General features: G+C 58.5%; 12 protein-coding genes and 1 riboswitch. Of the genes, 11 read left to right on the forward strand and 1 reads right to left on the reverse strand.

Going from position 1 to position 14,251, the window contains the following annotated elements:
• On the reverse strand, positions 1–833 hold an 833-nt coding region (locus tag HMPREF1147_RS08220; RefSeq protein WP_009658487.1), incomplete at its 3' end, for an IS5 family transposase.
• 117 nt (positions 834–950) lie between these two features.
• On the opposite strand from HMPREF1147_RS08220, the gene HMPREF1147_RS08225 reads away from it, so the two are divergent.
• The 11 genes from HMPREF1147_RS08225 to meaB all read left to right on the forward strand — a co-directional run bounded on the left by HMPREF1147_RS08225 (position 951) and on the right by meaB (position 14,238).
• Positions 951–1,391, forward strand: a complete 441-nt coding sequence (locus tag HMPREF1147_RS08225) for a hypothetical protein (protein WP_009658474.1) — start codon at positions 951–953, stop codon at positions 1,389–1,391.
• Positions 1,392–1,413: 22 nt separating this feature from the next.
• Positions 1,414–1,641, forward strand: a complete 228-nt coding sequence (locus HMPREF1147_RS08230) for a hypothetical protein (RefSeq protein ID WP_009658493.1) — start codon at positions 1,414–1,416, stop codon at positions 1,639–1,641.
• Positions 1,642–1,805: 164 nt separating this feature from the next.
• Positions 1,806–2,717 (forward strand): 16S rRNA (cytidine(1402)-2'-O)-methyltransferase, encoded by a 912-nt coding sequence (rsmI, locus tag HMPREF1147_RS08235; protein WP_009658498.1) that lies wholly within the window; start codon positions 1,806–1,808, stop codon positions 2,715–2,717.
• Positions 2,717–3,403, forward strand: a complete 687-nt coding sequence (locus HMPREF1147_RS08240; RefSeq protein ID WP_009658483.1) for a hypothetical protein — start codon at positions 2,717–2,719, stop codon at positions 3,401–3,403. The genes rsmI and HMPREF1147_RS08240 overlap by 1 nt, the downstream gene beginning before the upstream one ends.
• Positions 3,404–3,417: 14 nt before the next feature.
• Complete coding sequence (locus tag HMPREF1147_RS08245) at positions 3,418–4,209, forward strand: hypothetical protein (RefSeq protein ID WP_009658489.1); 792 nt, start codon at positions 3,418–3,420, stop codon at positions 4,207–4,209.
• A gap of 82 nt (positions 4,210–4,291) precedes the next feature.
• Entirely contained in the window at positions 4,292–5,836 is a 1,545-nt protein-coding gene (gene metG / locus HMPREF1147_RS08250; RefSeq protein ID WP_009658495.1) for a methionine--tRNA ligase, read from the forward strand.
• Entirely contained in the window at positions 5,833–6,618 is a 786-nt protein-coding gene (locus HMPREF1147_RS08255) for a TatD family hydrolase (protein ID WP_009658494.1), read from the forward strand. Before metG ends, HMPREF1147_RS08255 begins: the two co-directional genes overlap by 4 nt.
• Before the next feature lie 192 nt (positions 6,619–6,810).
• On the forward strand, positions 6,811–7,620 hold the full coding sequence (locus HMPREF1147_RS08260; protein WP_009349568.1) for a G5 and 3D domain-containing protein: 810 nt from the start codon (positions 6,811–6,813) through the stop codon (positions 7,618–7,620).
• Positions 7,621–7,707: 87 nt separating this feature from the next.
• Positions 7,708–7,935, forward strand: a riboswitch (cobalamin riboswitch).
• Between the two features lie 415 nt (positions 7,936–8,350).
• The gene (locus HMPREF1147_RS08265; RefSeq protein ID WP_009658477.1) at positions 8,351–10,537 is read left to right on the forward strand and encodes a methylmalonyl-CoA mutase family protein; all 2,187 of its coding nucleotides are present in this window, start codon (positions 8,351–8,353) and stop codon (positions 10,535–10,537) included.
• The gene (scpA, locus tag HMPREF1147_RS08270; protein ID WP_009349572.1) at positions 10,537–12,735 is read left to right on the forward strand and encodes a methylmalonyl-CoA mutase; all 2,199 of its coding nucleotides are present in this window, start codon (positions 10,537–10,539) and stop codon (positions 12,733–12,735) included. The genes HMPREF1147_RS08265 and scpA overlap by 1 nt, the downstream gene beginning before the upstream one ends.
• 315 nt (positions 12,736–13,050) lie before the next feature.
• Positions 13,051–14,238: a methylmalonyl Co-A mutase-associated GTPase MeaB gene (gene meaB / locus HMPREF1147_RS08275; protein WP_009658470.1), complete on the forward strand. Its 1,188-nt coding sequence runs from the start codon at positions 13,051–13,053 to the stop codon at positions 14,236–14,238.
• Positions 14,239–14,251 lie beyond the last annotated feature (13 nt).

Genomic DNA, 14,251 nt, shown 5'->3' on the forward strand with positions numbered 1-14,251 from the left:
ACCTTGCAGCGGATGGAAGCTTTCTCGTGTTCGATCTTCTTGTCCCAGTTGACTCCTGCATACGCCTTTGTTGTGCGGTTCTGTGAAGGTCTTTTCGCAATACGGTAATCCACGCTCGATAGATGAGGATCTTCAAGGATTTCTGCGCGCTTTTCCACGCCGAGATACCCAGAGTCCCCATAGACGCTGTGCTCATCCGCTCGGATCAATGCGTGCGCCTGCACGATGTCATGCCCGTTGGCTGCTGTCCCTGTGATTGTATGAACGTAGCCTGTTGCCGCATCCGTACCGGAATGAATCTTCATGCCGAAGAACCATTGATTCCCTTTCCTGACGGAGTGCATTTCAGGGGCGCGGGTCTTCGTGGCGTTCTTGGTCGAGCTTGGTGCATGGATGATGGTGGCGTCAACGATTGTACCGCCGTGCATGATGAGTCCTGCGGCGTCCAGCCGCTCTTTCACGTCATCGAACATCTTGCGGGTGATGTCATGCTTTTCCAGCAGGTGTCGAAAGTGCAGGAGTGTCGTAGCATCCGGTGTCCGTTCGATGGAGAAGTCGATCTTCAGGAAGCGCTTCATGGCATAGCTGTCATAGATTGCATCCTCGATTCCCTCGTCCGAGAGACCGAACCAGTTCTGCATGAGATACATGCGCAGCATCGTTTCGAGCGGGATTAACTTCCTGCCACGCTCTTTCTGGACGTAGAACGGCGCAATGAGTTCCATCCATTCTTTCCAAGGGATGATGGATTCCATGGCATCCAGGAAGGCTTCACGCTTTGTTGTTCTGTTACGGTTTGCGTATTCCATGTCTGTAAATGTTTGCTGCACCATTTTTGTCTCTCCCTCATCGTTTATTGTCTTTCTCTATTGTAATCTTTCGAGGCAGAGTTGCGCAACATAAGAATTTATCAGTGTTTCCTTAATTTCTATTTGAAGGAGGCAATATCTATGACGACATTGTTTCAGAAAAAATTCCTTGCGGTGCTTTTTGGTGCTGTGCTTATCGCGAGTACCGGTATTCTCGGGGGCTGCGGCGGCGACAGCGCATCCTCCGGCGGGTCAACAGCCGCGGCGTTCCAAGAGGATTCGAATGACAAGAGAACCTACAACGACGGAAAGTACAAGGTCGGCGGGGAGTTCAAAGCGGGCGAATACATCGTCGTCTCGAACGGCAAGGGCAACAGCTTTATCGATGTGGCGAAGGATGACAGCAGCTCGTTCGACAGTTCCGTGGCGAGCGATATGTTTACCACGCGGAGCATCATCACCGTTGCGGACGGTCAATATATCGAGGTGCTCAACGCGACCGTCTATACGCTTGCCGCCGCGCCGAAGGTAGAGCCCAAAGACGGCGTCCTGCCGGTGGGCATGTACCGCGTGTCGGCATGAGGTTCCGCGAGCGGCTCAGGCTGTGTACGGCGTCCTGCCGGCGGGCATGTACCGCGTGGGCAAGGATCTGCCCGCGGGCACCTACAAAGTCAAAAAGACGGGTACCGACAGCTATGTTGAGATCACCTCCTCGAGCACGCGTGCAGAGAAAGACACGATCGACTATGAGACCATCAAGGAAGAGAAAGAGATCACGGTCAAGGACGGGCAGTATCTCAGAATGTCGAACGCAGAACTCAGGTTCAAGTAAAACCTTTTCGAAACCTTTTTTGCAGCCGATCGCTTTCGCGGGCGGCTGCTTCTTGTTTGCCGTCCACACCTCACCATCGGGAACGGGAGCCGTAGTTTTCGCTTGACAAGGGGCGGCGCGTCCGCTATAACACAGAGGAGACTATAGAGAATCGAGGGATCTATGTGGCAGGAACGGGAACGCTCTACCTCTGCGCGACGCCCATCGGCAACCTCGGCGATATGACGTACCGTGCGGTGGAGACGCTGCGCGCGGCAGATCTCGTCGCGGCGGAGGACACACGCCGCACGCGCACGCTGCTCGCACACTACGATATTCATGTGAGGGTGACGAGCTATCACGAGCACAACAAGGCGGAAAAAGGGACGCTCCTCATCGAGGAGCTGAAGGCGGGCAAAACGATCGTCTGCGTCAGCGATGCGGGACTGCCCGGCATCGCCGACCCCGGTGCCGATCTCGCGCGGCGTGCCATCGTGGAGGGGATCGCGGTGACGCCGCTGCCGGGGGCGAACGCCGCGCTCTCGGCACTCATCTGCGCGGGGCTTCCGCTCGAGGGCTTTACTTTTGTCGGATTCCTCCCGCGCAGGGCGAAGCATCGCAAGGAACTCCTCGCGCGTGTACGCACCTATCCGGAGACGCTCGTCTTTTACGAGGCGCCGCACCGTCTGCGCGAGACACTCGCGCTGCTCGCAGCAGAGCTCGGCGCGGAGCGCCGAGCATGTGCCGCGCGCGAACTCACAAAGAAGTTTGAAGAGTTCCTCCGCATGACGCTTGGAGAACTTGAGCTATATTATAAGGAAAACGAACCGCGCGGGGAATTCGTCATCGTCGTCGCGGGCGCGGAGGAGCAGGCACCGAAGGAGGGCGGCGTGGATGCACCCGATCTCGAGGCGCGCTATGCGGCGCATGTGGCGGCGGGCATGGACAAGAAGGAAGCGATGCGCCGCACGGCGCAGGAGCTAGGCATTGCGCGGCGTGACGTTTACAAGACGCTCTTAGAGAAAAAAATAGGGACGCATACGACGGATCAGATCGGTGCGGTTGGTTCGTTTGGAGAGAAAGAGGAGGATGGTTGATGATGAACACAGGGGCATTACGAATTGTTGCGCTCTTTGTCGCACTCGTATTTACGCCGACGGCGGCATTCGCCAATGGTTCCGCTGCAGAGGCGGTCGCGCCCGGTATCGAAGAAGCGAGCGCGGCTCCCGCCGCGGACAAGAATGCCGAGAAGTATTTCCATGTGGCGGTGGATCACCGCGTTCTTAGTCTGCGGTCAGCGATTCCTTTTCCGCCGCTTCGGAAACACACGATATCCGACGGGAAAGATATGCCGAAAACGATCGGCTATACGACGGAGATCCCCGGAAGCGTCGAGTTCGGCGTGTTCCATATCTCATTTGGTGAGAAATTCTATGCGCAGCATGTACGCGGCAATGAGATGCGCTTCATCCGAGCGTACTACGTCTTCCGTATGCGCTCCATAGAGGACGATCCAAAATCGGGGGCGACGCTGCGCGCGTTCAGCCCAGTCCCGGTCGGCCAGGCACAGGTCGGCGACGGGGCGCTCCTCTTTGAATATGATGTGACGGATCATAAAAAGAAAGTCGACGATCATAACTATATTTTCTTTATCGCACAAGATCCTGTCCTGTGGGTTGTCGAGGCGTCCTGCCCCGTCGGCACATCGGCGGAGGATCTTGCGCGCGTGCGCGATATATTTACGACGGTGCGTGTTGGAGACGCCTCGGACGGCAAACTCTAACGAAGGGGAAGACAATGTACGACATACGACATATTTTATCCGCCGCGGCGGCGTTTTATCTTGTGTGCGCGCCTCCCACGGCGAACGCGGCGCGCCCGCCGTGGCTGGAAAACGTCCCTCATCTTGACGCTTACGTTGCGGCACAGGCGACGGAAAGGGATGTGCCGTCCCCTGCGGCGGCAGGGGAGGGACATGGCGCCTCCTCAGCGCCGGTCGGCGCCGGCGAGCAACTTCCCGTCGAACCTGCAGGGACGTCTCTGCGCATCGTATCGGAGCGGCACGTGCTGCGATTCGTGCCGAAGATTGCGCTCACGAAGCCTTACCGGCTCGATCTCTCCTCAAAGGAGTTCGCTGCGCGGGGGAATGGGGAAAAACTCGACGTTTATATATCGTTCAATCAAGATGCTCCTCTCGTTTTCTGCGTCGCCTGTATGCATATGGATGAGAATTTCTACGCGGCGCATATACGCGGAAACGAGGAATCTATCGTCCAATCAGCGTACGGGTTCGCCATGATGCTTGCCGACGCGGCGCGTCAGAAACGGGAGGGTGTCGGCGGCGGGTTTAGCATGGAGACGAAGAACCGCACGGATCTTGGCAATTTTGCACGGGAATTTGACAGCACCGTCCGGACGAAGGACGGCGATGTGCGCGAGATTGCCCTTGTCGTGATGCGGGAGCCCGTCATGTGGATGGTGACCGCCTATTATCCGGCATCGGCGGAGAACATGGACGCACTCATAGAGGAGACTCTCAGCAGTGTGACGGTGGAAAACCTGACGGGGGCGGGTGCAAAACAGATATGAACATGGCGGTCGGGGCTCACTTGCGGGACAATGTCTGCTGTGGTACTATTATAAAGAAAACAGAGCGAAACGAGGAATTACAATGAGTGAAAAGACGCCGTTTTATATCACCACCCCCATTTACTACCCGAGCGCAAAGCTCCACATCGGGCACGCATACTGCACGACCGTTGCCGATACGATCGCGCGGTTCAAGCGGCTGGCGGGATACGACGTATTTTTTTTGACCGGTTCGGATGAGCACGGGCAAAAGATTCAGCAGGCGGCGGAGAAGGAGGGCGTCACGCCGGAGGCGTATGTCGACCGCATCGTCGCAGGCTTTCAAGAACTGTGGCAACTGCTCGGCATCTCTTACGACGATTTCATCCGCACGTCGGAGGAGCGCCATCATGAGCTTGTGCAGAATATTTTCCAACAGATATACGATCAGGGAGATATTTACAAGGGGGAGTACAAGGGGCTCTACTGCACGCCATGCGAGAGCTACTGGACGGAGCTGCAGCTCGACGAGAACGGCAACTGCCCCGACTGTCATCGCCCCGTGCAGGAAGTCTCCGAGGAGGCGTACTTCTTCCGCATGAGCAAGTACGCGGATCGCGTGCTTGCGTATATCAAGGAGCACCCCGATTTTATCCAACCCGTCTCGCGGCGCAACGAGATGATCAGCTTCATCGAGCAGGGACTCGAGGATCTGTGCGTCTCGCGCACGTCGTTCGACTGGGGGATTCCCGTGCCGTTTGATCCGAAGCACGTTGTCTATGTGTGGTTTGACGCGCTCACGAACTATCTGACACCGATCGGCTATATGCACGATAAAGAAACATTCCGGAAATACTGGCCGTGCGACGTGCATCTCGTCGGCAAGGAGATCGTACGATTCCATACGATCATCTGGGGATGTATGCTCATGGCGCTCGGTCTCGCGCTGCCGAAAAAGGTCTACGGGCACGGCTGGCTCATCGTCGACGGCGCGAAGATGTCGAAATCCGTTGGCAACGTCGTCGACCCGATCGCGCTTATCGAGGAGTTCGGCGCGGATGCGATCCGGTACTTCCTTCTGCGTGAAATCACGCTCGGGCAGGACGGCAATATTTCGCGCGACGCGCTCATCAACCGTATCAACTCCGATCTGGCGAACGACCTGGGCAATTTGCTCCACCGCACACTCTCCATGGCGAAGAAATACCGCGGCGGCGTGATTGCGAAAGGCACGGGAGAGACGGCGTTCGACGCTTCGCTGGAGGAAATGGCGGCGGAGACAGTCAAAACCTATACCGCGCAGATGGAAGCGATGGAGCTGTCCCCGGCGATTCGCACCGTGTGGGCGTTTATCGCACGTACGAACAAATACATCGACGAGACTGCGCCGTGGACACTCGCGAAAGACGAAGCGAAGGCGGGGCAACTCGACTCCGTACTCTATCATCTCGTCGAAGCGCTCCACATCACGAGCATCCTCATTGCGCCGTTCATGCCCGTGACCGCGCGGCGCATCCATGCGCAGCTCGGTTTTGCGGATGATTTTGACGCGGTGCAGCTCGCGGACATCGCGCATTGGGGGCGCGTCGCGGACGGTCACACGGTCGGCACAGCAGAGCAGCTCTTCCCGCGGATCGAAATCATATGAGCGCCGCATTCATCGACACGCATGCGCATCTCTATGATGGGAAGTTCGCGGACGATCTGTCGGAGACAATCGTCCGCGCGGCGGCGGCGGGCGTGACGCGCATCGTCAGCATGGGGGACTCCATGGAAGCGTCCGCGCAGGTCGTGGCGGATGCCGAGACACATCCCGCACTCTACGCCGCTGTCGGCATTCACCCCGAGAACGCCGCTCCGCTGACGGATGAGATGCGCGACCGTCTCCTCGCGTGGGCGCGGCATCCGAAGGTCGTCGCCATCGGCGAGATTGGTCTCGATTACTATTGGGAAAAGGATGCCGACCGTCGCCTTACCCAGCGCGAACTCTTCGCCGCGCAGCTGCATCTCGCGCGTGAGGCACAGCTCCCCGTCTGCATCCATGACCGAGAGGCACACGGCGATACGCTGCGCATTTTACAGGAGGAAGGGCAGGGACTGACGGGCGTCCTGCACTGTTACTCCGGCAGTCTCGAGATGGCGCGGGAACTCTGGAAGATGGGCTTTTACATCGGCATTGACGGCCCGCTCACCTATAAGAACGCGGCAAAGCTGCCCGACATCGTGCGCGAAGCACCGCGCGACCGCCTCCTCATCGAGACGGACAGCCCTTACCTCGCACCCGTTCCACTGCGCGGCAAGCGCAACGAGCCCGCCTACGTCGTTCATGTGGCGGCAAAGATCGCAGAAGTGCGCGGCGAGAGTATCGAGGAGGTCGCGCGTTACACGACGGAAAACGCCCTGCGGCTTTATCCGAAACTGAACAACTAAATATTGTTTTGTCTGATTTATAAGTCCTGCGTCGCTGCAAAAACGGTGGTGCGGGGCTTTTGTATTGGGAAGAAAATCCTAGGTTGTGGAGAGCAAGAACAGAAAAACGCTATCAATTCGTATCCACGTCCCATTCTTCATGAAAAATTCAGCTTAAAGTGGGAAAATGCTTTCAAACAAAGGGGGCATTCTATGCGTTTGAAATCAGTAGGGAATTTCATTCAAACTAAGAAAAACACGATGCTCTGTGCCATGCTCGGCGGCATGATGCTGCTCTCGAGTGGATTCACGATGAACGGCTTTCCGAAGAACATGCACCGCGTCAGCGTGCATGTTGACGGGCAGACCCTCACCGATATGACGGTACAGACGAAACCCAAGGATATTTTTGCCAAACTCGGCGTAAAACTCGGTGAGAAGGACACCTACGAGGTGTTTCGAAGCGAGGACCGGCGCCGCACCGAAATCGAAGTGCGCCGTGCGGTGCCTGTGACAATTTCGTTTTGGGGTGATACGCAGGAGGTCATGACGAGCAGCCGCACGGTCGGCGACGTCATGGCGGAGTACGGCTATAATATGAACGAGATCGACGCGGCACCGGGTGTGGATGCCCCTGTCACGGAACATCTTGCGATTATGCTGACGGAAAAGCCGGAGGCAGCCGAAGCCCGCCGCGCACGTGAACGCGAGGCAGAGCGTGTCAGCCGCGGCATCCCGCGCTACCGTGCGGCATATACCATGCATGCCTCGGCATACCTGCCGAGCGACGGCGGCGGCAGCGGCATCACGGCCAGCGGCATCCCGGCGCGGCGCGGTGTCGTCGCGGTCGATCCGAACGTGATCCCGCTCGGATCGCGCCTCTACATCCCGGGCTACGGCGAGGCGATCGCCGCGGATACGGGCGGCGCCATCGTCGGACAAAAAATTGATCTCTGCATGGAGAGCTACGACGAAGCAATCCAATTTGGACGGCGCAACGTCGAGGTCTACGTACTCGAATAATAAAATTTTCGCGCGACACAAAAATCGCGCGATTTTTTATTGACAAGAGCGTTCATCAGTGCTACTATACTATCGTACGATAAAAACTTCATATGGATTGGATCAGGTGTAGGGAGATGCGTCGCATATATGCGGACATCAACCGAACTTAATAGGGAATCCGGTATAAGCCGGAGCGGTCACGCCACTGTAACAGCGAGTGAACCTGCAAGGTAGATGGGACACATCTACAGTCACTGGGGATAACATCCTTGGGAAGGCGCAGGCGAGCGATGAACTGAAGCCAGGAGAACTGCCTGATTGACAATCACCGTTTGACCTACGAGTGATGGGGATGGGGATTACGAATCGTTCGCTTCAAAACGAAAATCCGGCGCAGCCAAGAGATCGGATTAGATGAGAACTGAGTGACGATATCGGAAGCCCGTCCTGCACAACGTGTGGGGCGGGCTTTTCGCTTGCCATACGGTGCGTGAGCATGTCCCGAGGAGATCGGTGTGCATGGGAAGATGAGCTTCCGTGCATAGCGATTTCCCCGGGATGAAGGGGCGGTATACACCCCTTGGGGAAACATTGCTCATCTTTTCAGTTCTCATTTATCTCCGTTATGGAGGTCACTCCGAGGGTGGAAGCTCGGGGTGTTTTTTTTATAAAAAAACTGCCTCACCGCAGTTTTTTAAGAGAAGTTTGAGTTCATCAGCTTCCCTTATCATACAAAGGAGGACGTACTATGCCGGAAGAAAAAGAGCGCTCAAGCGACGAAGAACTTCAGCAGCTTCTGAAGAAATCGGCTGAGGTCGAGGATTTCCCCGACGTTCCGCTCGATGAATTCACTCCGCCGACCGACGAGGAGTGGAAAGCTGCGTGCGAAGCTCTGCTCAAGGGAGCTCCGTTCGAAAAGGTGATGTTCACGAAAACCTACGAGGGCATCACATTCGAGCCTATGTACACGAAGAAGCACACGGAGGAAATCCTGCCCAAGAGCGTTATGCCGGGGATGGGCGACTTCCTGCGCGGTGTGGATGCGGCGGGCTACATCGGAAAGCCCTGGGGCATTGCCCAGGCGTGCGACGAGACCCTGCCCAAGGAGAACAACGAGCTGCTCCGCCATGAGAATGACAAGGGCTCGACCATCTACCACATCGTCCTCGACAGTGCGTCACGCAAAGGCGTCGACGCGCGCGAGGCGGAACATGTCGGTGACCTCGGCACGAGTGTGACGACAGTCGACGATATGCACACGCTGCTCGAGGGACTCGATCTCGGCAAATTCCCGCTCTATGTCTACGCGGGCGCAGCGGCTCTGCCGATTCTCTCGCTCGTCGCGGCGGCACGCCGTGCGGCAGGGGAGGATATGTCGGGCGTGCGCGGCGTCATCGGCGCCGACCCCATCGGCGAGCTCGCCGCACGCGGCAAGATCGGCGCGTCGCTCAGCGCACAGTATGATGCAATGGCGGCGGCGGCAAAATGGGCGGTGAAGAACGCGCCGCATGTCAAAACCGTATTTGTACGCAGCGATGTTTACAGCAACGGCGGTGCGAACGACGTGCAGGAGATTGCCTCCTCGCTCGCAACGGCGACGGCGTATCTGCGTGCGCTCTGTGAGCGCGGGCTCACGGTTGACGACGCGGCGTCGCAGATCATGTTCGGGTTCTCCATGGGCGCGAACTTCTTCCTCCAGATTGCGAAACTGCGCGCGGTGCGTCCGATTTGGGCGCAGATCGTCAAGGCGTTCGGCGGGAACGCGGAATCGCAGAAGATGCGCATTCACGCGCGCCCCGCGCTCTTCTTCAAGACCGTTTACGACCCGTACGTCAACATGCTCCGCAATACGACGGAGATCTTTTCGGGCGTTGTCGGCGGCATCGATTCCTTCGAGAGCGCACCGTTTGACGAACCGATCCGTAAGGGCGACGAATTCTCCCGGCGCATTGCGCGCAACATCCAGATCATGCTCCAAGAGGAGTTCGGGATGCTCCAGCCGATCGATCCCGCAGGCGGATCGTGGGCGGTCGAGTCGCTGACGCGGCAGATGAAAGAACGCATCTGGGCGGAGTTCCAGACCATCGAGGGCAAAGGCGGGATCGTCGAGGCCTTAAAGAGCGGCTATGTGCAGGAAGAGATCGCGAAGATCCTTGCCGACCGCTTCAAGAAGGCGGATGTGCGCAAGGATCGCATCGTCGGCAACAACATGTATCCGAACATGACGGAGACCCTGCTCGACCGCCGCGAAGAGGATACGGTGGCGCTGAAACAGCAGCGTGCCGCCGATATCGACGCATATCTCGCCGACATTGATGTGAAGCACTGCAAAGACGCGCTGACAGCGCTCAGGAGCGCGCCTACCGTCGAGAACGGCGTCGAGGCGGCATTTGCCGGCGCGACCATCGCGGAACTCATGGCTGCGGTCATCGAGGGCAAACCGGCGTCCGAAGAGGTCGACGCTATCGCGCCGCACCGCTGGAGCGAGCGCTTCGAGGCGCTGCGCCGCCGCACTGAGGACTACAAGGCGGAGAAGAACGACAACGTCAAGATCTTCCTCGCGAACATGGGGCCCATCCCGCAGCACAAGGCGCGCGCGGACTTCACCACGGGCTTCCTGCAGGTCGGCGCATTCGAAGTGCTCGGCAACGACGGCTTTAAGACGGTCGAAGAGGCGGCGGAAGCTGCAGGCAAGAGCGGCGCGGACGCGGTCGTCATCTGCTCGACGGATGCGACCTATCCCGAGATCGTTCCCGCACTCGCACCGAAGCTCCACGAAGTACTCCCGAACGCGCGCGTGTTCCTTGCGGGCGCTGCGCCGAAGGATCTCCTCGAGACCTACAACAACGCGGGCATCGACGAGTACATCTCCGTGAAGGCAAACTGCTATGAGACGCTTGAGCGCCTCCAGAAGAAGAAAGGGATGATTGCCTAATGGCCGGATTTACGAATCCCGATTTTACAGGCATGAGCCTCGGCGAAAGCCCCTCCGCAGATTCCAAGGAGTGGCGCGCCCTCTTTGAGGGATCGACCGGACGCAGCTTCGACGCGCTCACGCACAAGACGATGGAGCGCGTGCCTGTAAAACCGTATTACGATCACGATGAATACGCGCATATGAGTCACCTCGACTTCGCGAGCGGCATTCCGCCGTGCCTGCGCGGACCTTACTCCACGATGTATGTGTTCCGTCCGTGGACGGTGCGTCAGTACGCAGGTTTCTCCACGGCGGAGGAATCCAATGCATTCTATCGCCGCAACCTCGCCGCAGGTCAGAAAGGTCTTTCCATCGCGTTTGACCTCCCGACCCACCGCGGCTATGACGCGGACAACCCGCGCGTTGTCGGTGACGTCGGCAAGGCGGGCGTTTCGGTCTGCTCCATGCTGGATATGAACATCCTGTTCTCTGGCATCCCGCTCGATCAGATGTCCGTCTCCATGACGATGAACGGCGCGGTTCTGCCCGTTCTCGCATTCTTTATCGTCTCCGGTGAAGAGCAGGGCGTTGACAAGAAGATCATGGCGGGAACGATTCAGAACGACATTCTGAAAGAGTTCATGGTGCGTAACACCTACATCTACCCGCCCGATATGTCGATGCGCATCATCGGCGACATCTTCGAGTACACGACAAAGTACATGCCGAAGTTCAACAGCATCTCCATCTCCGGCTACCATATGCAGGAGGCGGGCGCGCCTGCGGACATCGAGCTCGGCTACACGCTCGCCGACGGTCTCGAGTACATCCGTACGGGCATCAAGGCAGGGCTTGCCGTCGACGACTTTGCAAAACGTCTCTCGTTCTTCTGGGCGATCGGCAAGAACTACTTCATGGAGATTGCAAAGATGCGCGCGGCGCGCGTGCTCTGGGCGAAGATTGTCAAGTCCTTCGACGCCAAGAACGACAAGTCCATGGCGCTGCGTACGCACAGTCAGACATCCGGCTGGTCGCTCACGGCGCAGGATCCGTTCAACAACATCGCCCGCACGGCAATGGAGGCGATGGGCGCGGCGCTCGGACATACCCAGTCACTGCACACGAACGCACTCGACGAGGCGATCGCGCTGCCGACAGACTTCTCCGCGCGTATTGCACGCAACACGCAGCTCTACATCCAGGACGAGACGAGCGTCTGCAAGATCATCGACCCGTGGGGCGGTTCCTACTACGTTGAGGCTCTTACAAACGAGATCATCCGCCGTGCATGGGCGCATATCCAGGAAGTCGAAGCACTCGGCGGCATGGCAAAGGCGATCTCGACAGGGCTGCCGAAGATGCGTATCGAAGAGGCATCCGCACGCCGCCAGGCGCAGATCGACTCCGGTATCGAGAGCATCGTCGGCGTGAACAAGTACCGTCTCGAGAAGGAAGACCCGCTGCAGATCCTCGCGATCGACAACACGGCGGTGCGTCAGGCACAGATCGAGCGTCTCGAAAAACTGCGCCGCGAGCGCAACGAGGACGATGTACGCCGCACTCTCGAGGGTATCACAAAGGCGGCGGAATCCCGCGACAACGGCAACCTGCTTGAAGCGGCTGTCGACGCGGCACGCGTCCGCGCATCGCTCGGTGAGATCTCCGATGCTGTCGAGAAGGTCTCCGGGCGATTCCAGGCGGTCATTCACACCATCTCGGGTGTCTATTCCTCCGAGTTCACCGACAAGAGCGAGCTCGAGCGCGCCCGCGAGATGGCGGACGAGTTCGAAGAGCTCACCGGTCGCCGTCCGCGTATCTTCGTCGCGAAGATGGGACAGGACGGACACGACCGCGGACAGAAGGTCATCGCCTCGTCCTTCGCCGACATGGGCTGGGACGTCGACGTGGGGCCGCTCTTCCAGACGCCGGAGGAGACTGCACAGGACGCGGTCGACAACGACGTTCACATGGTCGGGTTCAGCTCGCTCGCTGCAGGACACAACACACTCCTGCCGCAGCTGGTTGACGAACTCCACAAACTTGGACGCGACGATATCATGGTCTGCATCGGCGGCGTTATTCCGGTGCAGGATTATGACAACCTTTACGAACACGGCGCCGTCGCGATCTTCGCGCCGGGCACGAATATTCCGGAAGCAGGGATTAAACTTCTGACGCTCCTCATCGATCGGGCGAAGGAAGAAGCTGCGGGCTGACCGCAGCGGAAGGGGGCTGTTGCACGAAGTTGTATCGTGCAATAGCCTTTTTCGCATTCGACCGGGGCGGGATCTTTGCGCCTCACTTTGTCATTTCGTCAAACGCTTCGTCGACGTAGGCTTTTGACTACGCCTTCCTCGCGTTTTCCTCATTTCGCGCGATGCATCAAAGCTTCCGCCCCGGATCAAGCGACGGCGGCACAAGTGCGAAGGGGAATCATACCAAAAGAATCATGAGAAGCACATCCATATATCTCGTATAGAGATATGAAGGCGGGGCGAAAGATCGCGTCCCGCCCAAGGAAAGGAGGAATTATGAGCGACGAACATCATAGCTATACCACTGAACGCCCCGACTGGGTACCCGAGGGCGCCGATGAGAAGTTCACGACTACGGTCATGGGCGGCATCGAGGGCATCAAGGATCTCACGGTTGGCAATATCAACCCGAAGCTTATGAGCGGAGAGGCGCGCCCGCGCCGTCGTCTCGTCATGACCGAGGACGACTATGTTGCAGGCGTCGAAAAGGGCGACCGCATGACGCTCTCGCGCGCCATCACCCTCATCGAAAGCAACAGCAGCAAGCATTTTAAGCTCGCTCAGCGCGTGCTCCAGCGGCTTCTGCCGCGCACAGGAAAGGCACTGCGCGTCGGCTTCACCGGTGTGCCGGGCGCGGGCAAATCGACCATGATCGAGGCATTCGGCAACATGCTCTGCGACGCGGGGCATCGTGTTGCCGTCCTCACGGTCGACCCGACCAGCTCCGTGACCAAAGGCTCTATCCTCGGCGACAAGACGCGCATGGGAACGCTCTCACGGCGTCCCGAGGCGTTCATTCGCCCCTCGCCTGCGGGCGGCACGCTCGGCGGCGTCGCGCGCAAGAGCCGCGAAACTATGCTGCTTTGCGAGGCAGCGGGCTACGATGTCATCATCATCGAGACGGTCGGCGTCGGACAGTCCGAGACAACCGTGCGCTCCATGGTTGACTTCTTCCTGCTCGTCGTGCTGACGGGCGCGGGCGACGAGCTCCAAGGCATCAAAAAGGGCATCATGGAGCTTGCGGATGCCATCGTCATCAACAAGGCGGACGGCGACAACCTCCTCAAGGCGCGTGTTGCGCGCGGGCAGTATGAGCGCATGATCGAGTTCATCCGTCCCGCGACCCCGGGCTGGGAGACGCACGCCTACCTCGCCTCGGCGATCGAAAAGACGGGACTCGCCGAACTCTGGACGGTCATTCGTGCCTTCCGCGAGCGCACCGAAAAGAGCGGCGTTTGGAAAAAACGACGCGAGGGGCAGCTCCTCGACTGGATGAACAGCATGATCGACGAGCATCTGCACAATCTCTTCTTCGAGGATGCCGTGGTGCGCGGCCGTATGCCCGAAATCAAGGATGCTGTCATCTCCGGGGAGATCTCGCCGACACAGGCGGTTGCCGAACTCCTCGGCGTCTTTGACGTTCACCGCGCGGCATCGCGGCAGGTCGATCTGTTTACGAACTAAAAGGAGGTGAACA

The organism is Selenomonas sp. FOBRC9 (assembly GCF_000287655.1).
Taxonomy (GTDB): domain Bacteria; phylum Bacillota; class Negativicutes; order Selenomonadales; family Selenomonadaceae; genus Centipeda; species Centipeda artemidis.